At 44.8% G+C, this 23,612-nt stretch carries 22 protein-coding genes; 14 read left to right on the top strand and 8 right to left on the bottom strand.

Going from position 1 to position 23,612, the window contains the following annotated elements; genetic code table 11:
• Window positions 1-155: 155 nt before the first annotated feature.
• Entirely contained in the window at window positions 156-1,133 is a 978-nt protein-coding gene (locus QUA88_RS12540) for an acetamidase/formamidase family protein (protein WP_333053653.1), read from the bottom strand.
• Window positions 1,134-1,455: 322 nt separating this feature from the next.
• Between QUA88_RS12540 and QUA88_RS12545 the strand changes: the two genes are divergently transcribed.
• The 3 genes from QUA88_RS12545 (at window position 1,456) to QUA88_RS12555 (ending at window position 5,299) form a co-directional block, all read left to right on the top strand.
• Entirely contained in the window at window positions 1,456-3,279 is a 1,824-nt protein-coding gene (locus QUA88_RS12545) for a metallophosphoesterase family protein (protein WP_333271934.1), read from the top strand.
• Between the two features lie 117 nt (window positions 3,280-3,396).
• Window positions 3,397-4,644: a DUF262 domain-containing protein gene (locus tag QUA88_RS12550; RefSeq protein ID WP_333259249.1), complete on the top strand. Its 1,248-nt coding sequence runs from the start codon at window positions 3,397-3,399 to the stop codon at window positions 4,642-4,644.
• 13 nt (window positions 4,645-4,657) lie between these two features.
• Entirely contained in the window at window positions 4,658-5,299 is a 642-nt protein-coding gene (locus tag QUA88_RS12555; RefSeq protein WP_333259246.1) for a HEPN domain-containing protein, read from the top strand.
• 225 nt (window positions 5,300-5,524) lie between these two features.
• On the opposite strand, the gene QUA88_RS12560 is transcribed toward QUA88_RS12555, so the two are convergent.
• Window positions 5,525-6,730, bottom strand: coding sequence for a DUF4336 domain-containing protein (locus QUA88_RS12560; RefSeq protein ID WP_333271937.1), 1,206 nt, complete (start codon window positions 6,728-6,730; stop codon window positions 5,525-5,527).
• 126 nt (window positions 6,731-6,856) lie between these two features.
• The gene (locus QUA88_RS12565; RefSeq protein ID WP_333271940.1) at window positions 6,857-7,678 is read right to left on the bottom strand and encodes a Uma2 family endonuclease; all 822 of its coding nucleotides are present in this window, start codon (window positions 7,676-7,678) and stop codon (window positions 6,857-6,859) included.
• A gap of 119 nt (window positions 7,679-7,797) precedes the next feature.
• Here QUA88_RS12565 and leuB point away from each other — a divergent pair, with 119 nt between their 5' ends.
• The gene (leuB, locus tag QUA88_RS12570; RefSeq protein ID WP_333239935.1) at window positions 7,798-8,883 is read left to right on the top strand and encodes a 3-isopropylmalate dehydrogenase; all 1,086 of its coding nucleotides are present in this window, start codon (window positions 7,798-7,800) and stop codon (window positions 8,881-8,883) included.
• A gap of 357 nt (window positions 8,884-9,240) precedes the next feature.
• On the opposite strand, the gene QUA88_RS12575 is transcribed toward leuB, so the two are convergent.
• A complete protein-coding gene (locus QUA88_RS12575) occupies window positions 9,241-10,719 on the bottom strand; it encodes a bifunctional orotidine-5'-phosphate decarboxylase/orotate phosphoribosyltransferase (protein WP_333271943.1) in 1,479 nt (492 codons plus the stop codon).
• 273 nt (window positions 10,720-10,992) lie between these two features.
• Here QUA88_RS12575 and QUA88_RS12580 point away from each other — a divergent pair, with 273 nt between their 5' ends.
• The 5 genes from QUA88_RS12580 to QUA88_RS12600 all read left to right on the top strand — a co-directional run bounded on the left by QUA88_RS12580 (window position 10,993) and on the right by QUA88_RS12600 (window position 13,172).
• Window positions 10,993-11,223, top strand: a complete 231-nt coding sequence (locus QUA88_RS12580) for a pentapeptide repeat-containing protein (protein ID WP_333272022.1) — start codon at window positions 10,993-10,995, stop codon at window positions 11,221-11,223.
• 148 nt (window positions 11,224-11,371) lie between these two features.
• Window positions 11,372-12,082, top strand: a complete 711-nt coding sequence (locus tag QUA88_RS12585) for a DUF547 domain-containing protein (RefSeq protein ID WP_333271946.1) — start codon at window positions 11,372-11,374, stop codon at window positions 12,080-12,082.
• 390 nt (window positions 12,083-12,472) lie between these two features.
• A complete protein-coding gene (locus QUA88_RS12590) occupies window positions 12,473-12,688 on the top strand; it encodes a hypothetical protein (RefSeq protein WP_333165514.1) in 216 nt (71 codons plus the stop codon).
• Between the two features lie 30 nt (window positions 12,689-12,718).
• Window positions 12,719-12,955 carry a hypothetical protein gene (locus QUA88_RS12595; protein WP_333271949.1) on the top strand — a complete coding sequence of 79 codons (237 nt, stop codon included), beginning with the start codon at window positions 12,719-12,721 and terminating at the stop codon, window positions 12,953-12,955.
• A 34-nt stretch (window positions 12,956-12,989) separates the two neighbouring features.
• On the top strand, window positions 12,990-13,172 hold the full coding sequence (locus tag QUA88_RS12600) for a hypothetical protein (protein WP_333254001.1): 183 nt from the start codon (window positions 12,990-12,992) through the stop codon (window positions 13,170-13,172).
• 168 nt (window positions 13,173-13,340) lie between these two features.
• Here QUA88_RS12600 and QUA88_RS12605 read toward each other — a convergent pair whose 3' ends face one another.
• Both QUA88_RS12605 and QUA88_RS12610 read right to left on the bottom strand, forming a co-directional pair.
• Window positions 13,341-14,267, bottom strand: a complete 927-nt coding sequence (locus QUA88_RS12605; protein WP_333271952.1) for a DUF4145 domain-containing protein — start codon at window positions 14,265-14,267, stop codon at window positions 13,341-13,343.
• A gap of 360 nt (window positions 14,268-14,627) precedes the next feature.
• A complete protein-coding gene (locus QUA88_RS12610; protein WP_333271955.1) occupies window positions 14,628-15,221 on the bottom strand; it encodes a Uma2 family endonuclease in 594 nt (197 codons plus the stop codon).
• 349 nt (window positions 15,222-15,570) lie between these two features.
• On the opposite strand from QUA88_RS12610, the gene QUA88_RS12615 reads away from it, so the two are divergent.
• The 3 genes from QUA88_RS12615 (at window position 15,571) to QUA88_RS12625 (ending at window position 19,130) form a co-directional block, all read left to right on the top strand.
• Window positions 15,571-16,971, top strand: a complete 1,401-nt coding sequence (locus QUA88_RS12615) for a DUF2157 domain-containing protein (protein ID WP_333271958.1) — start codon at window positions 15,571-15,573, stop codon at window positions 16,969-16,971.
• A gap of 98 nt (window positions 16,972-17,069) precedes the next feature.
• Window positions 17,070-17,768 carry a GDYXXLXY domain-containing protein gene (locus QUA88_RS12620; RefSeq protein WP_333271961.1) on the top strand — a complete coding sequence of 233 codons (699 nt, stop codon included), beginning with the start codon at window positions 17,070-17,072 and terminating at the stop codon, window positions 17,766-17,768.
• A 216-nt stretch (window positions 17,769-17,984) separates the two neighbouring features.
• Window positions 17,985-19,130, top strand: coding sequence for a hypothetical protein (locus QUA88_RS12625; protein ID WP_333271964.1), 1,146 nt, complete (start codon window positions 17,985-17,987; stop codon window positions 19,128-19,130).
• Between the two features lie 143 nt (window positions 19,131-19,273).
• On the opposite strand, the gene QUA88_RS12630 is transcribed toward QUA88_RS12625, so the two are convergent.
• Window positions 19,274-19,462 carry a hypothetical protein gene (locus QUA88_RS12630; RefSeq protein WP_333053671.1) on the bottom strand — a complete coding sequence of 63 codons (189 nt, stop codon included), beginning with the start codon at window positions 19,460-19,462 and terminating at the stop codon, window positions 19,274-19,276.
• Window positions 19,463-19,883: 421 nt separating this feature from the next.
• On the opposite strand from QUA88_RS12630, the gene hemH reads away from it, so the two are divergent.
• The gene (hemH, locus tag QUA88_RS12635; RefSeq protein ID WP_333053672.1) at window positions 19,884-21,047 is read left to right on the top strand and encodes a ferrochelatase; all 1,164 of its coding nucleotides are present in this window, start codon (window positions 19,884-19,886) and stop codon (window positions 21,045-21,047) included.
• Between the two features lie 208 nt (window positions 21,048-21,255).
• On the opposite strand, the gene QUA88_RS12640 is transcribed toward hemH, so the two are convergent.
• Complete coding sequence (locus QUA88_RS12640; RefSeq protein WP_333053673.1) at window positions 21,256-21,867, bottom strand: DUF4126 domain-containing protein; 612 nt, start codon at window positions 21,865-21,867, stop codon at window positions 21,256-21,258.
• Between the two features lie 420 nt (window positions 21,868-22,287).
• Here QUA88_RS12640 and QUA88_RS12645 point away from each other — a divergent pair, with 420 nt between their 5' ends.
• The gene (locus QUA88_RS12645) at window positions 22,288-23,574 is read left to right on the top strand and encodes a Glu/Leu/Phe/Val dehydrogenase (RefSeq protein WP_333271967.1); all 1,287 of its coding nucleotides are present in this window, start codon (window positions 22,288-22,290) and stop codon (window positions 23,572-23,574) included.
• Window positions 23,575-23,612: the final 38 nt, after the last annotated feature.

Here is a 23,612-nt window from a genome sequence, read left to right on the forward strand (position 1 = left end):
GTTGAGTTCGATTGAGGTAGAACTGGTAACTTATCCATTTTAAGCTTAATTGTCAACAGGAACGCGATCCCGATCGACCACAGCAGTGACAAATTTGTGTAGTTTGTGCGATCGCGATCCTAATTTTTTGGTCGCTCGCGTGTTATCATATTACCTCAAACTCGGTGGTCAATAATGTTCACATCGAGCAGAATACACTTGGGAATCATTCCGTGAACTCCTTTTTGAGGATTGTTAACAGCCTGCGTAATCCGAAAATTTACCGCAAGCGAACACAAAACATAAGCATCTTCCTCTTGGAAACCCGCAAACTTTTGCAGCCAATAAACCGTCTGTTTTACTGCCAGCTCAAACGCTTCATCTAATGTTCTACCGAATCCCATAATCACAATATGAGTGGGCGTTTCCGCAAACGGAAATATCAGAAATAAATCCTTGCGTAAGATGATCTGAATAGTCCCGTTCATCGAAGTTTCAATCGCAGTACCGTCAACTTCACCATCTCCTTGTGCCGAATGTCCGTCGCCAATGGACAGTAAACCGCCGCGCAGAAAAACAGGTAAAAATAACCGCGTTCCTGCTTGGAGTTCCTGATTGTCCATATTGCCGCCGTAGCGCTCTGGAGGAATAGAAGAACGGTTGATTTGTGCATTAGCAACGCCGATAATTCCAAAAAAAGGATGCAGGGGAATCCGAATGCCGCTACCTGTGGGAAATTCAGCAGTTTTTTGCTCTAAATCTAGCGGAATAAACCGCAATTTAGGTTCGGGGAAATACTCAGGTAAAGAACCCCATCCGGCGCGAATTGCATTAAATCCTACGGGCAAACTTGGGTAAACATCCTCAATGTGAATTTCTAAAACGTCTCCCGGTTCGGCATGGTTAACATAAATCGGGCCTGTCAGCAAGTGGGGCCCCGGCCCAACTTTGCGGTTGGGAGGCAAATTCTGACAAATATCTAAAAATTCGGGGGTGAGAAATTCGGGCGGCGCTTTGTCAGCAACATAATATCCTGAATAGGTTTCGATATCGATGCGATCGCCCGAATCGACAGTTAAAGCAGGTTCGATATTCGGAGAAAAACCGCCCAAGTGTACGGTTTTGCAGTTGGCTTTGAGAAGGTGGCGGGTCATGGGATTTTAGATTTTAGATTTTAGATTTTAGATTGAAGTCAGGGTGTTAAGAATGTTATATCGCAAGTCTCAGTCATTTTTGATTTTTTTTTATGAACCGCAGAGGGCGCAGAGGGCACAGAGAAAGAGAATGGAGAACTCAGAAGATTTCCAAAAAGGGTGGAGGTTTCTTTTATCGGAAATATTTTACTAATTTCTTAACTTTTTGATAACGTGGGTAGTTTAAAATTTAAAGTGGGTGGCGCGGGTTTATATATTATTGGGGTGGGGAGTTCTGTTTGGCTGGTGCAACCCGCCCTTACAAACTAATGACTAATGAATTATGTTAACGCCTTTGCCCAATAAAGTAGAATTTTCTCAAGGTTATTCTCGCAATCCCTGGTTTTTTGGTGTTTTGATTTTGATTGTCCTATTGCTAGGTTTCATGATGCAATCTTACCTTAACAAACCTCAGCTTTTAACCGACCCGTTTCTGCAAGTCCCAACAGCAAACTCGGTGCGAGTTGTCTGGTTCACAGAGTTTGCCGGTACTCGCAACACAGTTGATTACGGCGAAAATTTGAATCAAGTCGTGACGGCAAATACTACCAAGCTAAGCCGCACTCGCGAAGACAAAGACTCGCGCATCTCCGATGAAATGAAACAAAGCATTATTGACAGCAATCCAATTGTCCGCGACATCTGGCGCCATGAAGCAGAAGTCCCCAATTTAATGCCCGGTGTTCGCATTCCTTATCGAGTCACTAGCGAAAGGAAAGACGGCGCATCTGTCAGCAGCAAAGTTTTCACTCTTTCTCCGACACCCGCAGCAGGAAGTGCGCTCAAAATTCTCCTCACTTCTGACCATCAATTGATGCCGATGACAGCAGCAAATCTCCAGAAAGTAGCCGAAACAATTGGCAGAGTTGACGCGGTTTTCATGGCAGGGGATTTAATTAATATACCCGATCGCGCTTCTGAATGGTTTGACGATTACCGAGGCCGCGCCTTCTTTCCGTCTCTGCAAGGTCGCGCATTTTCCGAACTCGACAAAAACGGCATCAAAACCGTTTACAGCGGCGGCGAACTGATTCAACACGCGCCTTTATTTCCGGCCATTGGCAATCACGAAATCATGGGTCGCTTTGCAACCAACAGCAAACTCGATGACCAATTTAACGATCCTTTTCCCCGCGCCGCTGCGGAGAAAATATACGCTCAACGTGCTGCCTCTTTGAATCTTAATAATGACTCTTCAGTGCGGGAAATCTGGCTAAAAAACAAGAGTTTTAATAGCGATACCTATGACGAAATTTTCAATTTACCTGGAGGCAAAAATTACTATGCTGTGACTTTTGGGGATGTACGCTTAGTGACTTTGTATGTTACGAATATCTGGCGGACTCCGAATTTAGATCCGCGTGCGAGAGGCAGGTATCGGGAACGGGACGAAGATTTTAATCATCCCGAAAAATGGGGATACGGACAGCATATTTTTGAGCCGATTGTCAAGGGCAGCGCTCAATATAATTGGCTGCAACAAGAGTTAAAAAGCTCGGAATTCCAGCAGGCAAAATATAAAATTGTGATGTTTCACCACCCGCCCCATTCTCTGGGTGACAATATTGTACCTGCTTATACTGACCCTGTGCAAATAGTCGATCGCGCTCTCGATGGCGAGATTAAAATGGTGCGTTACGAGTATCCGAAACAGCAAGATTATCTGATTCGGGATGTAGTGCCGCTACTAGAAACAGCGGGCGTGCAGTTGGTATTTTACGGACATTCGCACTTGTGGAATCGGTTTGTAAGTTCCAGCGGAATGCACTTTTTGGAGAGTTCTAATGTGGGCAACAGTTACGGTGCTTTTGCGGGGGAAAAGCGCCGATTTGTGCCGCCGGCATATCGGGAAGATTACAGCGCTATTGGAGACCCGAACGGATTGGAACCTGTGGTGCCGACTGTTGCGCCTTTGTTGGGAGAAGACGGGCGGCCGCTGCCTTATATTGATAGCAATGATATTACGGCTTTTACTATTTTTGATACGGGGGAGGGTACGGTTAGCAGCTACTATTTTGATACGCGGAAACCGGAGTCGGAAGTGGTGAAGTTTGATGAGTTTAAGTTGAAAAATTCGCCATCTAGCTTAAAAATCCGTAAAAATTAAAAGCGATCGTTTTCATAATCGATAAATTAGTTACTGCTATGATAACTTAAGGCTTCTGACTTCTGCTATACTTAGGTATAATGTATCCAAATTAAAATTACCCAGTAGAGCGCGGTCATGCCTGAACTAAACCTCTTAGAAAAACAAGAAGAAGTAAGCTTCGATGAGGAAGAGGAAGCTCTAGATTATGAGCTTGAATCTAATGGTAATCCCAAATCAGTCTTAGACGAAATTTCCGAAATAATTGTAGCTGGAAATGACTGGACGACAGCCACCATACTCGATCAACTTGTTCGTGACAATATTCAACTTAATCCAAGATTTCAAAGGCGAGATGCTTGGGATATAACTCGTAAAAGCAGGTTTATTGAATCTATTTTTCTAGGATTTCCCATTCCAGATATAGTTTTGGCTTCTCAAGATAAAAAACGCGGAAAATTTGTAGTTCTTGACGGCAAGCAACGCTTGCTTACGATTCTGCAATTTTATGGAAGGAGCGAAACTCCCAACGATAGTTTTGCTTTGAAAAACTTAGAATTTAGACCTGAACTCAATGGTTGTACGCATGAGGATCTAAAAAACGATCTTCTCCATAGTTCTGTACTTGATGCACTGGATAATCAAACTCTTCGTACTACATTGATTCGGAATTGGCATACAGAAAGTTTACTCTACAAAATTTTTCTCCGTCTGAATGTAGAAAATACTCCGCTATCTCCACAAGAACTCAGGCAAGCATTGCATCCAGGTGATTTCATCAATTTTTTAGATGACGAATCAATTAAAAATCAGGCTTTAAGAAAAATACTTAAATCCCAAAATCCCGATCCTCGGATGCGCGATGTCGAATTATTACTGCGATATGTAGGATTCCATCATTTTTTATCCGATTATCGCGGTAATCTTAAAGTGTTCCTGGATATGACTTGCAAAAAGCTCAACAAGGATTGGAAAGAGAAAGAAACTGAGGTCAGATATACAGTTAGCCAATTTGAAAAGGCAGTGCAAACAACCACTACAATATTTGGAGAAGAAAATATATTTCGTGTGTGGTTGAGTAGTTCTAATAGTTACCGAGGCAAGTTTAATCGAGCTATTTTAGATGTAATGGTTTTTTATTTTTCAGATCCAGTTATTAGTGAAGTTGCTGAGAAGAATCCGGCGGGTGTGCAAAAAGCTTTTAAAGAGTTATGTTCATCATCTAATAGCGAATTCAGAGAAGCTGTTGAGAAAAGCACAACTAGCATTCGCGAAACTCATACTCGTCTCTCACTGTGGGGCAAAGCTTTGTTAAAGGTTTTGGATGTAGAGTTTAATGTACCTGAACTCGTAGATAACCATATTATCTTTAACGGTTTGAGGTAAGTTATTAAGAGGTATGCCAAAATCCGTTAGATTTCGTACTCTAACCCAGCAGTTAAATAGGTTAAAAAAACAATTTTTTCCTAAGATTAATCCTCTAGGTTCATATTCCGAGCGGCAGCTAGCCTTAACTCTTGCCTACAGAGTTTTAGTTCATGCCGAAATTGAGGCTTATTTTGAGGACAGAGTTTGGGAAGTAGCCCTTAATGCTAAAAAGAATTGGGATAGTCAGGGTAAGAGTTGCCGTACTTTAATCTGCTTGCTTGGCTTTTCTGGTCAAATGATGGAAGCACCACCAGATACACTGACTCCAACTAAGGGAAGTAAAGCTTTGCCACCGGAAAAAATAAAAGTCAACAAAAAAATAGATTTAGCTATTAATAGTTTTAAGCGAAGTATTGACCAGAATCATGGCATCAAAGAATCTAATCTTCTGGCGTTGCTTTTGCCAATAGGAATAGATACCGATGATTTAGATTCTGTTTGGCTGGCTACCATGAATACGTTAGGGGAAGAAAGAGGTGTGGCGGCACATACTTCAGCTACATCCCCGAAAACTATTAGAAGCATAAATCCTATACATGAACTGCAGAGGGTAGAGCAAATTATTCAAGAACTTTTGAGGGTGGATGAGATGATTAATAATTTAATGAGATAAATGAATAAACCGACACCAATTGTCAAGAGTTTAATCTTTTTGGTAGGCTTCTAGCCGGAACGGGCTCTCCGGCCCGTTCCACAATACTTTATTTTTTTGTGGCACAGGCATCTTGCCTGTGCTCAAACGGGCTCTCCGGCCCGTTCCACAATACTTTATTTTTTTGTGGCACAGGCATCTTGCCTGTGCTCAAACAGCTTATTCAGAATGGTGCAAAATTTCCGATTAAACCTTGTCTTTCGCAGGCGGAACCAAACCTGTTTTATTCAAACCCGCATCAATCTGCCTGAGCAATTTAAAATCATCTTCGGGTAAGGAATTAACAGGCGAGTGTTTTTCCAGAAACGAGAATGCTTGCCGAAATTCACGCGGCCGGGAGTCGATCGCACTATCGAAGTGACAAGGTACAATTCTTTGAAACTCCCAACTCGCCACTTTATCCACCCAATCGAGAGTTTCCCTCGGCGCGCGGTTGAGAATCAAAGTCTGCAGAATCGGCGCGACAAACAACCGCCCTCCTCCCCGCAAAGCCTCAAAAGATCGCTCCCAATGTTTTTTCCACTTGAACGGATATAACCCGAAATAAGCTTTCCTAGAGCGTTCTGGCGCTTTGCCTGCATTGGCAAATACCTCCGACCACGGCGGCACTTCCAGCACGCTGGGGCTAAAATACATGGCAAATAAGGCGATTCTCTGCCACCCTTTGCGCCGATTTTCGTGGGTGTCTGCCACAATGTCCGAGGCGCTGTCTTTGGCGTGAAACAGCAGGGGGTACGAGTCGAGTTGGACGATCGCCGGCGGATTTTCGGGAATCGAAACTATGGAATCTGTTAACATCAGCGTGTGCGATCGTCTGTGAAATAAGGCAACTTCAGCAAATCTGCCCAAACCAAGGTCGAGGGGGCCGAGAATTGCCCAGTCAAATTGATCGGCTAAGGGCGTGTTGCTGCTGTCAAAGGGCAGTACAGACGTGCGTTTCGCGGGCAAACCCAGCCAACTCAGCGGCAAATTCACCGGGAAACTCCACTGCTGCGGGGCGACAAACACCTGCGCTTCGGGAAAACACCTCGCAAAGGGGCCGACAAAAACTTTGTGCTCGATGCCGGAAACCGTTGTCAGCAGGATGTACTTCACCTCGCCGTGCTCTGCTACTAACTCTTTTACCAAGCGGATGCACTCAGGAGTCGGTGCAACGGGGGCGTAGACGAGAAGGCCTTCGGGTTCTAGTTTAATTACTGTCATCCGAATCGGGACGACAACGTAAAAAATGCCTTGTAGTTGGTCAAAAGTCCAGATTGTGTCCTTGACTATTTCCTTGCGGATAGTGCGCCGCTTGCTGTAGGGATAGAGGGGGACAACTGGCCAAAAGGCCCAAGAATAGTCCCGATAATCAATTTGTGCTGCTGTTGGTATGCCTTCGCCCTCTGCCACTGGTGCGACTCCTTGCCGATTTTTTTGTACGTGCGTGCGATCGAACTATTTTTATCTTATTTCACTCCTGTTGCGCGGATTCGAGGAGTTGAAACCGGGTTTCACCAGGCCTGGGTGCGAGAACTATTAAACCAACTTTTCAGGATCGATGCCTAGTTCCCGCAACCGCGCCGCTAGTCTTTCCTCTCGCTGTTGAGATTCTATGAGTTGCTGTTGAGATTCTAGAACTTGCTGTTGAGATTCTATCAGTTGCCGTTCCGCCGCCGTTGCTCTTTCACCCGGACTCAAAATCAACCCTCCTTGGGCCGTAAACCACCGCAACCACAACCGATTCATACTCTTATAAGTCCCTTGCCACCAACCTAAACTCAACTGCAACTCAGGAATAAATAACCGCCCATCAATTAATTCTGCAGGTTCATAGTGGCCTCCTACAAGATGAAAAGCTCGCAATTCATCCGTGTAGCGACTGAACACAAAATAGTAAGGAATCCGCAAAATTTGTTCATAAACTTGCCACTTAGTCGGCGGTTCCCCAGCTTGCTGAACAGTCCGCCCTAAATCTTCATCTTCAGTTCCCGGCGATAGCAATTCCACCACCACAAACGGATTTACCCGTTCTTGCCAAACTACATAATTCAAACGCATATCGCGCCCTTGATAAAGCCTTGGCACACCCACCGCAGCAAACCAATCCGGGCGTTTATGCCAGCGCGGTTGTGTTGCATCGTAATACAAATTTAGGTAACAGGCTGTAAAGACTTGTTCGGCATCCCATCCCGGCGGCAAAAACGTGAATTCCAAGAGTTGCGGCTGATCTAAATGAAATGTATCTGGCAAACCGGGCTCCTTTGGGTCTTCGCTAGGTAAATCATACATTGTTGGCAAACTCTGCCGGGGGTCTAAAGGCGGTTCAGCTTGAGCAGGCGGGTAAGTCGGGAATGTCATAATCAATTCTGAGGTTGCTTATCCTGATATGATTATAACCTTGTGAGAATGTCTTGCATTTCCAAAGAATTCCCATTAACTCTCAATCTCAAATCTCAAATCAAAACTCCAAAATCGATATGACTCAAAACTACCGCATCACTCTTTTACCAGGAGACGGCATCGGCCCTGAAATTATCGCTGTAGCGGTAGATGTCCTGAAACTTGTCGGTCAACAATTGGACATCGGCTTTGAATTTCAAGAAGCTTTAATGGGCGGCGCTGCTATTGATGCAACAGGCAATCCGCTACCCGAAGAAACACTGGAAAAATGCCGCAACTGCGATGCAGTATTGTTAGCAGCAATTGGCGGTTACAAGTGGGATAATTTGCCCCGCGAACAGCGCCCGGAAACTGGATTATTAGGACTGCGCGCCGGATTGGGATTGTTTGCAAATTTGCGACCTGCGACTATTTTACCGCAATTGGTTGATGCTTCTAGTTTGAAACGGGAAGTTGTCGAAGGCGTGGATATTATGGTCATCCGCGAACTCACAGGCGGCATTTATTTCGGCAAACCGAAAGGTATTTTTGAGACGGAAACAGGCGAAAAACGCGGCGTTAATACGATGGCTTACACCGAGTCGGAAATTGACAGAATCGGGCGAGTCGCTTTTGAGACGGCTAGGAAGCGGAGCAAAAGGCTGTGTTCCGTTGATAAAGCGAATGTTTTGGATGTTTCGCAACTGTGGCGCGATCGTATTATTGCCCTTTCTTCAGAATACCCTGATGTCGAACTTTCTCACCTCTACGTTGACAATGCCGCCATGCAGTTAATTCGCTGGCCGAAACAGTTCGATACGATTGTCACCGGCAATTTATTCGGCGACATTCTTTCCGATGCGGCGGCGATGCTAACTGGTAGTATTGGGATGCTGCCTTCTGCTAGTTTGGGAGCAAGCGGGCCGGGAGTTTTTGAACCCGTGCACGGTTCCGCACCCGACATCGCCGGACAAGATAAAGCAAATCCTATCGCCCAAGTTTTAAGCGCGGCAATGATGCTGCGCTACGCCTTAAATCAGCCGGAAGCTGCTAATAAAATTGAGCAAGCAGTTGTCGAAGTTTTGGATCGAGGTTATCGCACTGGTGATATCATGTCGGAAGGCATGAAACTCGTCGGCTGTCGGGCAATGGGCGATGCTTTAATTGAAGTTTTGCAAGGTTGATTAATGGTCTGGTAGGGGCGGGTTTTACCAATAATATTCGACGCACACGCACAATCTCATAAACCCGCCCCCACACAACTAATAACCTATATCAACCTTGACTTTGATCGCAGGGAAAAAGGTACATTGAGGCTTACCGTTGGGAGGGGGCGGGTTTATAAGATTATTAATTTTTGGCGATTATGGTTGGTAAAACCCGCCCCTACTGGAATTGGGGTTTAATGTTCCTGTTTCAAAAGATTGAATTGCTCGGTATCAATGCGACTGGCTTGATACAAAATCTCAGGGGCGGGTTTATCATATTATTAGTTTTTGGCAATTATGGTTGGTAAAACCCGCCCCTACTGGAATTGGGGTTTAATGTTCCGCAGTCAAAAGATTGAATTGCTCGGTATCGATGCGATTTGCTTGATACAAAGTTTGAGCAATTTCCGAAAGCGCTAACACAGAATGTGCGCGATAACCGTTAGCCTGCATCTTGTCTTTGACTCCCTGTTCGTGGTCGATTAATACCACGATATCTTCCACATTCAACCCAGCCGATTTTAACTTAGCCGCGCCTTCCATCACGCTTTTGCCGCTAATCAAAATATCATCGACTACGACAATCGTTTCTCCTGCCTGAAAATGCCCCTCAATTAATTTGCCTGCACCGTAAGTTTTCACCTCTTTGCGCGGGAAAATCATCGGGCGTTCCATCCGCAATGCTAAACCGGTTGCTGTGGGTAAAGAACCGTAGGGAATTCCGGCAATGCGATCGAATTTTAAATCCTTGAGAATGTCTGCATAAGCGCTGACAATTTGATGGAAAATCTGCGGAATAGAAATTATTTTCCGCAAGTCGATGTAATATGGAAATACGGCACCCGATGCTTGTACGTGGTCGCCAAAAACTACGCAGCCGATGTCATAAAGTTGCAAGATTAAATCGCGGTGAGGTTCCGGTTGCAAAAAGCAAACATCGGGCAGCCACAGTTCGCAAGTGGGACTACCTTCGATCGCCCGCACCCTCTGTTTATTAATACTATCCCGCAATTTGTCAATTTCTCGGCGCGGCTCTTTCCCCGCTAATAAACTTGGGGGGACTGGCAGCAGCAAACCATCACCATTTGTGCTTAAACCGGCCGCCAGCAGTTGTGCGAGGTCGTTTTCTTCTGTCAGGTCATTTTCTTCGGCGATGTCTCCTTCGACTAAAATTAGGCGTTCAGGAGCTTCTTTGCGGATGCGGGCTAACATATCCGGCATTACTCCTACTTCTAAACCGAGTTTTTCGGGAGTTCCCCAAGTTTGAGATAGTCGAACTAATTGCAAGTAAAAAGGGTTGTTTGGCGTGGGATATTCTTGCAAAGCAGCCCCTGACGGGTTGGCGGTGGCACAGAGCACAAAAACAGTTTTTCCGGCGTATAACAAAAATGGCGCTACTTGGTCGAATCCGGCATAGGGACTTAAGGTAATAGCGTCAACTCGCCAGTCTTGAAATACAATTTTGGCAAACACTGTGCTGGTATTTAAATCGCAGTGTTTGGCATCTAAAATTACTGGCAGGTGAGGGGGAATAATTGTTAAAATTTCTTGCAGTAATGCCCAACCGGGAATACCGAGAGATTGGTAAAAACCGAGGGTGATTTTGCAGGCACAGATTAAATCGGCTGTTTGGTCGATCGCACTTTTTAGCTTTGACAACAAATCAGTTACAAAAGTTTGAGTTTCTTCCCCAGTCATGGAAACCTGCGGGGGCAAGGTTTCCGGGTCGGGGTCGAGGGCTAAATAAAGCAAACTTTGATTGCTTTCAACAGCCGCTAACAGTTTATCGAAAAAGTTGGTTCGATCGCTCATGGTGTGTTATGGAGGTAAGGGGAATTTAAAAAATTGCAGGTCAAAGTGGGATTGGTGTTGTGCCGGAAGAAACCGATCCCCGTTGAAATTGAAATTAAGAATCTTTTAAGATTGTAGAATGTAAAGAGCAGGAAATCTGTAACTTTGGGAGCAGTTTCATGGGGAATGATTTTCGGGTTGGCTACACCAGTGATTGCACCTAACCCGCAGCAAATCAATTAGTTGCGGTAAACTAACCAGTCTCAGGTCGGCGATTTTATCGGCATTCGCCTGCTGTACGCGAGTTTAGCAAATGCGAATTTGCAAGGGGCAGATTTGAGAGAAGCAAATTTTAGGGAAGCTAATTTATCCGGGGTAACTTTGAGCGGTGCTTCTTTGTGGCAAGCTAATTTACAAGGCGCTAATTTTACTCAAGCTAATTTAATCCAGAGCCCGTTTAACAGGTCTAATCTAAAAAATGCTACCGTTGGAGGTATTATTTGGGTTGACGGTAGTATTAAATAGAGAAATCCTTGCAGGAGTCGTAAATTTTTAACCCCACCCCAACCCTCCCCTTGCTAAGGGGAGGGAGTAAGAAATTCACAAATGATTTAGGATTGCTATAGAAGCAGAAGTTAAAGCCATGCCCGCCTTATCATATGGATAGTAATAAATGATCGGTACGATCGACTTTACGATTTGGGACGAGTTGCTGCAACGCTACGTTGACGATTTGGGCCGCGTCAATTATCGGGGCTGGAAAGCTGAGGGGGCGGATGTTTTGAGGGCGTGGCTGGAAAGTTTGGCGGATGTGGATTTGGCGGATGGTAGCGATGCGGATGCGCGGCTGGCGTTGTGGCTGAATTCCTACAATGCGATCGCAATTTCTCAAGTTCTGGAAGTATATCCGATCGCGTCCATCCGTCCCAAAGTTTTGGGAATTCCTAACTGGCTGAGTTTTTTGGATTTTTTCACCCGTTCCAATTCGATTATTGGCGGCAAAAAGTACAGTCTCAATCAAATCGAACACGCCATTTTGCGGCCGGAATTTGCCGAACCGCGCATCCATTTTGCATTAGTTTGCGCTTCTGTCGGGTGCCCGCTGCTGCGCCGGGGGGCTTATTTCCCGGAGTCGGTACGGACTCAACTAGAAGCGGATGCCAGCCGTTTTATTCACAATCCTGATAAGGTGCGATATGATGCCCAGAAAAAGACGCTTTATTTGAGCAAGATTTTTAAGTGGTACGGGGAGGATTTTGTCAAGACGGCGGGTTCGGTGGCTGAGTATGTGGGCGGTTATTTGGGGCCGGAGGTGGCTGTGGGTGATGGATGGGCGATCGTTTTTTTGCCTTACGACTGGAATTTGAATCGGGTTGATGGATAAAATTTGCGCCTAGGGGTAGGTGTTTTTTTGAGGGAGTAATTTTTTTCGGCTGTCGTTACCCCTTCAAATTGCCAGATTCAACAGGGCGATCGGATGACTCCGAGGCGATCGGGGCGATCGGACGGCTGGCACTGGTGAGGGTTAAGAATGCGGTGATTTAGGGCGGTGTGTGGGGTTTTGGGGTGATTGGATGGCTGGCACTGCCTAAATCGCACCCTAACCACGGTCGGAGCGGTGGCAAGGTCTAGCGCGGTCGGAGCGGTCGGAGAGGCTGGTACAGGTCTTTATGTAAAGAGTTGATGTTTAAGTATTTTTACGGTAGACGCTGAATTGAAAAAGGTTGAAGATGTAATAAAGATTTGTAATCCCTTTCTTTTGGAGAAATGATAAATGTCTAATCATAAAGATAACTCTGAAGATAAAGCAGAGGCAATTGGGTATGTAGCTGGTGGTGCTGTGGCTGGAGCTGGTGTAGCTAGTGCAGTAGGTGGGATGGGTTTAGCTGTTGGCGGAACGGCTGTTGCAATTGGTGCAGCACCCGTTGTTGCTGCTGGTGCTGTTGTCGGTTTAGCAGCATACGGACTCAAGAAATTGTTTTTCAATTAAACGAAATTTTAGATATTTTAGGGAAGAGTTATGGATAATTTGAAAATGGTTGGTGCTATTACCAGTGCAGCGGCAGCTACTGGGACAGGTTCTGTGACAATTGCTACAATTACTTCTTCAGCGCCTGGAATTCTTGGAGCTATTGGGTTTACCACCACTACAACCGTAGCTTTACCTGTAGCGGGTGTTGTGGCAGTAGCAGGGTTGGTCGCCTTTGGTGTTTACAAAGGAGTAGAGATTGCCCGCCAGCAATCAGAATCTCAGTAATAATCCAATTTTAAAAACCTGAGAGAGTAAGTAAATGTCAAAATCAAAAAATCAGCAATTATTAGAAACGGCTCCGGGGATTCTTGTAGCTATTGGGTTTATCACCACTACAACCGTAGGTTTACCTGTAGCGGGTGTTGTGGCAGTAGCAGGGTTGGTCGGCTTTGGTGTTTACAAAGGAGTAGAGATTGCCCGCCAGCAATCAGAATCTCAGTAATAATCCAATTTTAAAAACCTGTTATGCAGAGTAAACCTTACCCTGCCACCTTTCCGTAACAGTTTCAAGCACTAGGCTGGGAAATATCCGTTTCCCAGCCTAGCTTTTGCCCCGGTCGGAGTGGTGAGAGCGCGGTGGTAAATTCTTAACCCACTGGCACTAAACAAACTATTTTGTGGGTGGTTTATTTGGGGCTTTTGGTTTATTTGGGGTTTGTGGTTGATTTGCGGCTTGTGGTTGATTTGCGGCTTGTGGTTGATTTGGGGTTTTAAGTTTTGCCTTAAGTTTATTTTCCCTCTCTTCATTTCTTTTAGGTGCTATAAACTTAAAATCAAACAGACGTTCCAACAGCTCTATTAACCATTTCGCTTCATCTGGCTCAACAGGCAAGACTTTACCTGTGTTTTGGTCTTTATTGGGATGAGCAGCAAAATTTCCAATTTGTCTGATATAGTCTATAACACCTGTTATTTCAGACGGGATATTAGGTTTTTTTATAAAAATCTTAATAGCTTCTTTTAAGTTATCATTTTCAATCTGAAATTCATTCCTAAGAATATTTTGAAGGATACGTCTACTAAGCATAACACTAGCTGTAGAACTTAGAGGCATTACTAACACAGCTTCACGAAAATCACTTGCATATTCATCAGGCACTTCAGAAGGAACCGTAATATTTTCCCTATAAGGATAGATTGATAGTATTTTGCCGCTCGATACTTCTTTTAAAGGTTCATCTTTTAAAGGTTCATCTGTAGCTGGATAACCTGGATAAAAAGGTTCATCTGTAACTTGATAGTCTGGATCAACTGCATTGCCGTGGGCTTGTGCCTGGACAAACACAGTCTTGTTGCATTGTAAACAGCTACAAATAAAATCGAATATCAAATTTTTATCTTGAAAAGATATACCGTTTTCTATGTCTTTCTCAAAACGCTCAACTTTACGGTCAACATTCATTACTGAATAAACCTGGCAGTGTGGACAATTAAGGCATATTGGTTTTGGTATCACATCCATTAACCTAAACTGTTGACGATCATAATGATCACTATAAAAATCTTTTTTAAATTCAACTTCAAATTTATTATTCATCTTGTAACTCCAATATTTAACTACTAATAAGTATAGTTTTGATAACGTATACTTTTGTACGCCACTTTTAACATAACACATAAAGTGTTTACATACCATACTATAGATTTTACAAGGGTTACAGGGCTTAGGCGGGGAAACTCACATTTCCCCGCCTATATTTATTTAGCAAAGTAAGGTTGGTGATATTCTCACGTCACTATCTAAAAATGGTGTGACTGTTAGCGAAACTTACAGGTTGCAATCAACCTAAATCCCTATCAGGGATTGAAACATAGCCTCAATCAGGTTGAGGGTGGAGATTTTCACTAATCGGTAGGTGGTTAGATGAATGCTAACCAATTAGCTATCGATCCGCCCTTAAACCTCTCCACTCAAAATCTGTTGAACCGTCAAACTTAGCTGTGGAAACATCGGAGATACGATCGCCTCTCCATCCCGAAATCCCCCAACCTCAACATATTGCCCATCCTCAAGCCGCAAAACCGTCACCACTTCTTCTATTGGATCGATAACCCAATACTCTGCGATGCCCCGCGCTGCGTACTGAGCTCGTTTGCGATCGTAATCCCGATCCCTGCCCACTCTACCCGGACTCACTACCTCCACAACAAACCGAGGAGGCAGCATATCGAAAGTGATAGTTAGCCTGATTGCTGTCAGCGGAATGTGTTCAGGTTCCAGAATTATCAAATCGGGGTAGCGGTTGGCCGCATCTCCCGATCGCAAAACGGCAACTTGAACCTCGCAATTATGCGTTTTGATCAGCCTGAGTGGCACTAGCCCGCTGCTAGCAAGATAGAAAAATAGATAGTTAGCAATGAAATTATTAGGTTCAGCTTCTGATGGCAAAGCTATTAACTCCCCATCAATTAACTCATAGCGTTGACCCGTATCATTTGAGTAATTAAGGTACTCGTCAAAAGTTAATTTTTTAGAGTGAACTTGTACCATAATATTACATTCCTTGATTTATTCGTTTCTTTCTGCTGGGAGTTTGTTTATGTAGAAACGGTTTCAACAGCCGAAGGATATCAATCAAAACTGCTGTGCTACTTCAGCAGGTGTCCCAGCCTCGATCGACAATCGACAAACAAGTGACATATTAAAAACTATCACAGTTCAAATCCAATAAGGTTCAGTTAAAACTGTTTATTCCTCGGAGATCCCCCTAAATCCCCCTTAAGAAGGGGAGTAGGGGTTGACTTTGAGTAAGATTCTTGTCCCCCCCTTAAGAAGGGGGGCTAGGGGGGATCGGGCTTAACTAAACCGTATTGAGTTCAAATCCTCTGGAATATTAACAATGATTTCAGATAAATTTCGGCGCGAGTTGCGGGAACAAGCCAAACTCTGGCAAGCAGAAGGACTAATCGACACTTCATTCTACCAACAACTTTCGGAACGCTACCAATTCAACACACTCGAAACCGCCTCCCGCAACCGATTCCTCAGCATTCTGATGAGTCTCGGCGGCATTCTCCTCGGTATAGGAGTCATCACCTTTGTAGCCGCAAACTGGCAAGTTTGGTCGCGAGAAGTGAGAGTTGCACTGTTGCTAAGTCTTTTCGTAGCAGTCAATGCAGCAGGTTTCTATCTGTGGCGAATTCCCCCATCCCGAAGCAACAACTCCCATCCCAATATGCCCGCAATAAAAGGGCGAAACACACTCCTAGGTGAAGGATTGTTGCTGTTAGGATCTCTGATTTTAGGAGCAAATATGGCATTGATGGCGCAAATGTTCCACATTGGCGGTTCTTCCTACGGACTTTTCCTTGCTTGGGGAATCGGCGTGCTCGGAATGGCTTACAGTTTGCGGTTGACTTCCTTGGGCGTTTTGTCCGAACTTTTAGTTGGTTTAGGCTATTGGCTGGCGGTGTTAGATTGGTCTTCCAAAGTCGAGTTTTCTTGGCTGGAAGTTTTGGTGCGGCAAATGCCGATCGCAGCCAGTATAATGTTTGTGCCGCTGGCTTATTGGTGTCGATCGCGTGCTATTTTTGCCATAGGTGCGATCGCGATAATTTTTTCCCTACAAGTTTCTATCGTCCAAGGCTTAAATCTAACCTGGGGTACAGCAATTTTTTGCGCCCTACCGCCCGCTTTGCTGTGGGGATACGACGATGCAATCTGGCCGAAGGTACGCAGCAAGCTGTTTCAACCTACCGCCCGCAGTTTAGCACTGCTGTTTCTCGCCAGTTTGTTTTATTTTCTTTCTCTCCACTGGTTGTGGCAAGATTCGCCCAATCCTGCGCCAACGGAGTCGGATTGGGTTTTGCTGGCAAATGTGGCTGTTTTGGGCGGTTTCACACTGTTTGAATGGCTGCGTTTGGGACGTTTGGAACTCCGGCGGCCAAAACAAAAAGGAGTGGATTTGACCACAAGTGCGATCGGCATTTTAATCCTCGCCAGCGCCTTACTACCGCTTATTCACCTCAATTTTACTCCCATTCCTCAATTAGCAACTTTTCTGTTCAATGTTTTCTTATTTTTGCTCGCTGTCGGCTTAATCCGAGAAGGTTTAGGTTTAGGAAACCGCCAGACTTTTTGGGGAGGCATGGTATTAATCACCCTGCAAATTATCAGCCGAGTCTTTGAATATAACACAGGATTGTTGCTCAAATCTTTTGTATTTGTTTTGTGCGGAATTGGTGTTATTGCTGCTGGTTTGTGGTTCGAGCGCCACTTCGCAAAAATCCCCGATGAATAGAAATTATTCATCTCTCTCTTCTCTAACTCAGCGCCCTCTGCGTTCTCTGTGGTTAAATCATTCCGAAACAACCGCCAACAATATAACCCATACATAAAATGAACACAAACAACATTGACTTATTAGTTGAAAATCCAGATACAACAAATTTGTTTCAGCTTCCCCCGGAAGCAAAACGACTACCCGCGTGGCGGCTGTGGGTTCCTTTGGTGCTGCAAATCGGACTAATTGCCGCCGTACCCGCCACCGCCGTTTACACTTTTATTACTGGCAAAACAGTTGTCCTACAAACAGCACCAGTAGACCCTTACGACTTTTTGCGCGGATATTACCAAGTTTTGAGCTATGATATTTCCGATCTCACAAATCTCCAAAAACTCCCCGGCTGGAAAGATTTACCTACCGAAAAAAAACCTTGTCCGCCCGGAATTGTTTGTCCAAAAAATACGCACAATCTCAAACCACAAACCAGTTTTTATGTAATCTTAGAAGCGCCAAAAACCGCCACTAATCCCGGCCGCCCCCAAGCTTGGAAACCCGTCCGCGTCAGTCTGGAAAATCCGGCCAATTTGCCCGCCAATCAAATCGCAATTAAGGGCAAATATAACGGTTGGCAGATGGAATACGGCTTAGAAACTTATTATATGCCAGAGGATGAAAGGGAAAAAGTCAATCAGGAGATTAGCGAAGCTCAAAGGAACCAGCGACAATCTTTTTTGGTAGAAGTAAAGGTTGACAAAACAGGCCATGCTGTGCCTGTAAGTTTGTGGGTGCGCGATCGCAATTATCGATTTTAGCCAAAAAGGGCAAAAGGTCGATCGGTCTTTTGCCCTTGTTTTGAGTATTTTAGCTTAGGGATGGGGCCGAGGTTGGGCGATACCCTACCGCAACGGGCTCGCAGGCGCGTTGGGGATAGCTTCCCTCGCGCAGACATTTCAATTGCCGACAACCCAAGAGAATCTATTAAGATATATAAGACTTGTGCAAATCTTGCCAGTTCAAGGGCGCAAGTCATGACTCTACTGGAGCTTCTCATGTTAGCCGAGCTAATCTCAGCCAGACGAATACTCAAGACCAAACTCCTCGACTTCTTAGGACTTCCCGAAAATTGCCCAGACCAAACCGATCATCTCGTCAACCGAATTGTATCCCTCCTGGAAGCAAATCCCGCCGAACAAGAAAGATTTTGGGAGACATTCAAAAGTGAATTAGCGGTCGATCCGGTAGAATTAGAAAAAATACTCAAGTGTTCGCCAGCAGAACGCCAGCAGTGGATTGAACAAGACAAACTTCCTATTTTAGAATACCGCTCTTTCCGCAAATCAGGAATCCATTTAGAATATCCCGTTCACGACAGAAGATTCATCTTAAGTCTAACGCCAACAGATATTAATAATTGGCGCAAAGAACCGAAAGGGCTGATTAAAAATAATCGCGAAATACCCACCCCAATCAATACAGAAAAGCCTGAAGAAAACGAACAATCACGAGTAGCTTTTAGTTCCGAGTGGGAAAAAATCATTGCCGACTGGAAAGAACAAGGTTCGGAAGAAATTTCAGCAACCTTCCAGCTAGCTTACTGGACAGTTTGGGCGTCGCGCTGGGCCAAAGAAAATCAGCTCAACAGCTTTAAAGCAATTAATAAATATAAGGAAGTCTACGAAACTCACCAGCAGGAATGGTACCAGCGAAAAAATCAAGCAGTCAAGTTACTGATTGAAATGCCCTACGCCATGCTTTACTTCTACCGTCCGGCGGATTCTGACAAATTATATCTCGAACTGTGCGACGACCACCAGGAAATGATGAAAGATGCCTACTATTGGGACAAGTGGGACTTTTTCTATCAGAACCGCAAACTTGTCAATAAGTGCCGCGAATGCGTGTACTCCGACATCAAAGATTATTACTCGCTTTACTATCTCGAAATCAAAAGCGACAAGTTTCCCGATTTTAGTTTTTCTTTCCACACGCCGTACCCAATCGGCAGAAAATTTTTGCCGCATCCAGAAACGCTGCCTTATGTAGACCACGTAGAACAGGACGGCATTTTTCGCTTTGGCCGCCCGCTGCTGGAACAAGAGAAAGCTATTCACACAGAAAAGGATGTATTGCTCAAGTTTGAGGCGGCTTTGGCAGAAGCGAAAAAGTTTGTTTAGTCATTAGTCATTAGTCATTAGTCATTAGTCATTAGTTGACAAGTATAGTAAGATGCGCGCGCCGACCTCAGAAACCGGGTTTCTCCCGATATTTATCGTCACTCAACCCAAAATTCGTAGAAACCCGGTTTCTTCCCCGCGCGCTAATGACAACTGTCAACTGTCAACTGACAACTGTCAACTGACTTTTGAACTTGGATTACTTGAATGCTGCCGTCAGCATAAAGTTTTGGTTGTGGAGTTCCTTCGGAATTGTACGATCGCCATCCCACCTCTGCCAACAAACTCCCCAAGTCAGTTTCAGTCTCAAACAACCACAAAAATACAGCCAACCCTGACCTAAATACCGGATTTGTATGCAGAGGAAAATCTACCCAAATGAATAGACCACCGGACTTGACCGCGCGGTATACTTCCTGAAAGATTGTCGCAATTGCGCCAGTTGCATTTCGTGCATCGCAACGCTGCTGTGTACTCCTGTCAAACTGACAGTCGGCAAAAGCTTCTAAATAATAATTGGCTGATGGTACATTTTTCCTTGGCCGTTGTGACCCAAACGAGCATTGCCGCCTACGCTCAAAGCAGCCAGAGGTGCGATCGCAATCCTAGAGACACTGATACCGATAACTTAAATCTCTAAAAATTGTTGCTATAGTCAAAATTATGTATACCTTGCTATCGACTTAAGATATTATTAAGTTATATCATAAAGATAAGTAACAGAACTGAGACGATGGGAGAGCTGTAACCGCTATGGGTCGTGTGGGAGTATTGCTATTAAACTTGGGCGGGCCAGATCAAATCGAGGATGTCCGTCCTTTCCTGTTCAACTTGTTTGCTGACCCGGAAATCATTCGCATTCCGTTTCCGTGGATGCAAAAACCGCTCGCCTGGTTGATTTCGACCCTGCGCTTTCAAAAATCCCAGGAAAACTACCGCCAAATCGGTGGCGGCTCTCCTTTGCGGCGAATTACCGAGGAACAAGCCGCTTCCCTGCAAGAACTCTTGCAAGAAAAGGGACAAGATGCTCGAGTATACGTGGGGATGCGCTACTGGCATCCTTTTACCGAAGAGGCACTCGCCAAAATTAAGCGCGATCGCATCGAACATTTGACAATCTTGCCGCTGTATCCTCAATTTTCCATCAGCACCAGCGGTTCTAGCTTCCGGCAGCTAGAAGAAATGTGGGGCAAAGATCCGGCCCTCAAGGATATAGAATATACCGCTATTCCTTCTTGGTATCAGCGGCCTGGTTACATTCAGGCAATGTCGGAATTGATAGCCCAACAACTAGACCACAATCCGAATCCCGATCGAGTTCACATCTTTTTCAGCGCCCACGGCGTCCCCCTCAGCTACGTAGAAGAGGCTGGAGACCCCTATCAGCGCGAGATTGAAGATTGCACTCGTCTGATTATGGAACATTTGGATCGATCGAACGAACACACTCTAGCTTATCAAAGTCGGGTTGGCCCGGTGGAATGGCTCAAGCCTTACACCGAAGACGCCATTACCGAATTGGCAGAAAATGGAGTCCAAGATTTGTTGGTAGTTCCGATTAGTTTCGTTTCCGAACACATCGAGACTCTTCAAGAAATTGACATGGAGTATCGAGAATTAGCAGAAGAATCGGGGATTAAAAATTTCTACCGAGTGCCCGCACTGAATACTCATCCGGTGTTTATTGAAGCCTTGGCTGATTTAGTCATCGAGTCGATCGAATCTCCCAGCGTTAAATTCTCCGATGTTATACGCCCTTCCAAAAAAGTGAAAATGTACCCTCAAGAGCAGTGGGAGTGGGGCTTGACCACGGGGGCGGAAGTCTGGAACGGTCGTGTGGCGATGATTGGTTTTGTGGCACTATTGCTAGAGTTAATTACGGGTCAGGGCCCGCTACACTCGATCGGATTGCTTTAAATTGACAGTTGACAGTTGACAGTTGACTGTTGACTGTTCACTGTTGTTAAAAAGGACTAATGATATAAAATCCGTTGGTATCGGAATTATTCATCTCTCTCTTCTCTTCCTCTGCGCCCTCTGCGCCCTCTGCGGTTAAATCATTCCGAAACAACCGTAAACGATATGACTAATCACCAATAACTAATCACCAATAACTAATCACTAATTAATCAGGATCGCGCTTGCGGCGGCGGGGATTTCCCCTGTCGCCCGGTATTCCCTGACTTTTATACCATCGATACCACTCTTTTGAACTGCGAATTGCCAGCCACAGCAGCATCATCGCCACTAACCCTCCCTGCCGCGGTGCGTCAAAGGCAAACAAAACCAAGGAAATGCACAGAACATCTTGGAGGAAAATCACCCAAATCGGCAAACCCCGCAGCCGATAAAACCATCCTGCTTGTACCAGTTGCAGCACTAAAGCCAACAAACCTCCGACAATACCAATTATCCACAGCATCCAAGGGTGAGCAATAATTTCCTCGATCGAACTTACTTGAGCGATCGCAATTCCCATAATTGCTCCTACAATAGGGCTGAAAATAATTTGCACAATTTGCAGTACCCGCTGTCCTACAAAGGTTTTAGAAGCAAATAACTCTAACAGCGACCAACTCACTAAAATTGCTATCACCACCTGGGGGTGAAGCCCAGACAATAGAGGTATTTCCGACCAAAGTTTGTCAATCCGCAACAAACCAATTAACAGCAGGGGCATGGCAATTCTCATACCCCCTGCCGCAGACGCAGAGAGTGCGGCTAGGAGTCCAAGCATAATAATAATAATTCAGTTTCTAACGTCAGCTAAAGCCTCGATATATTTCAGAATTTAATTCCCCTGATGGCTGGCACTGATTTGAGCGATCGAACTCAAATTGTGGCTTGAGCTTAAATATCACCCTCTATTGTAAGTGTATCTGCTTAATAGCTGCTTGGCACTGCTCGAAAAGTCGATCGACACAAGGCAGTTTGTAAACAGTTAACCATTGACAGTTGACAGAATTCAACCTGGATTGTGATTAAATTAAAATGTATAGGAAAACCAGTAGATCAGCAGAGACACTTAAAATTAAGATGTCAGCTATTCTTGCTTCTTCCCTCTGACTTCAAAATCTGACGGACACTAAATAATTAATCCGTGTATCCGTGTATCCGTGTCAAAATCCGTGTCGTGCTTTCCTTCTTCCTTCCAATTATGTCTGAATCATTATTTGCCGATGCCAGCCGCCGATTAGAACGAGCCTTAAAATATGTGTCCCTTTCCGAGGATACGATCGAAAGGCTGAAACACCCCAAATCCAGTTTAATTGTATCGATACCCGTGCGGATGGACGACGGTTCCCTGCGAATTTTCCAAGGTTATCGGGTGCGCTACGACAATACCAGAGGCCCGTCTAAAGGAGGAGTGCGCTATCATCCGGGAGTAACCCTTGATGAAGTGCAATCCTTAGCATTTTGGATGACGTTTAAATGTGCAGTTTTGAACTTGCCATTTGGAGGAGCAAAGGGCGGAATTACTCTCAATCCCAAGGAATTGTCCAAACTGGAATTGGAACGGTTGAGCCGGGGCTATGTCGATGCGATCGCAGATTTCATCGGCCCCGATGTCGATATTCCCGCGCCGGATGTCTACACCAATCCCATGATTATGGGTTGGATGATGGATCAGTACAACATTATTAAGCGACAGCTTTCTCCAGCGGTTGTGACTGGAAAACCAGTGACAATCGGCGGCAGTTTGGGCAGAGATACGGCCACAGCAATGGGTGCTTTTTTTGTAGTACAAACTATTTTACCCAAATTTGAGCTAAATCCTCAAGATACAACTGTAGCAGTACAAGGTTTTGGTAATGCCGGTGCAGAAATAGCAGAACTGCTCTGGAAAGCAGGTTACAAAGTTGTTGCTGTCAGCGATTCCCAAGGGGGAATTTATGCTAAACAAGGGCTGGACATCCCCAGTATTCGAGGTTTTAAAGATTCTAACAAAGGTATCAAAGCTCTTTACTGCGAAGGTTCGGTTTGCAATATTATCGAACACGAAATCTTGACAAATGAGCAACTTTTAGCATTAGCTGTAGACGTGCTGGTTCCAGCCGCTTTGGAGAATCAAATAACAGAAGCCAATGTTAATGATATTAAGGCTAAGTTTATTTTTGAAGTAGCTAACGGGCCGATTGATTCTGCTGCTGATTTAATTTTAGAATCGAGGGGAATTCAGGTAATTCCTGATATTTTAGTCAATGCCGGAGGCGTAACGGTTAGTTATTTTGAGTGGGTGCAAAACCGCAGCGGACTTTATTGGACACTAGAGGAAGTCAACCAGCGGTTGAAGCATAAAATGGTCGAAGAGACTGAGGCAATTTGGAAAAAATCTCAGGAATTGTCAGTTTCCATGAGAACTGCTGCTTACGTGTACGGGTTAAATCGACTCGGAGAAGCGATGAATGCGAAGGGAACGCGGGATTATTATGTGAAGGGTTGAGAAATAAAATCCCCGACTTCTTCTGGTTATTTTCGTGA

The sequence above is a fragment of the Microcoleus sp. D3_18_C2 genome, from assembly GCF_036702395.1.
GTDB lineage: Bacteria > Cyanobacteriota > Cyanobacteriia > Cyanobacteriales > Microcoleaceae > Microcoleus.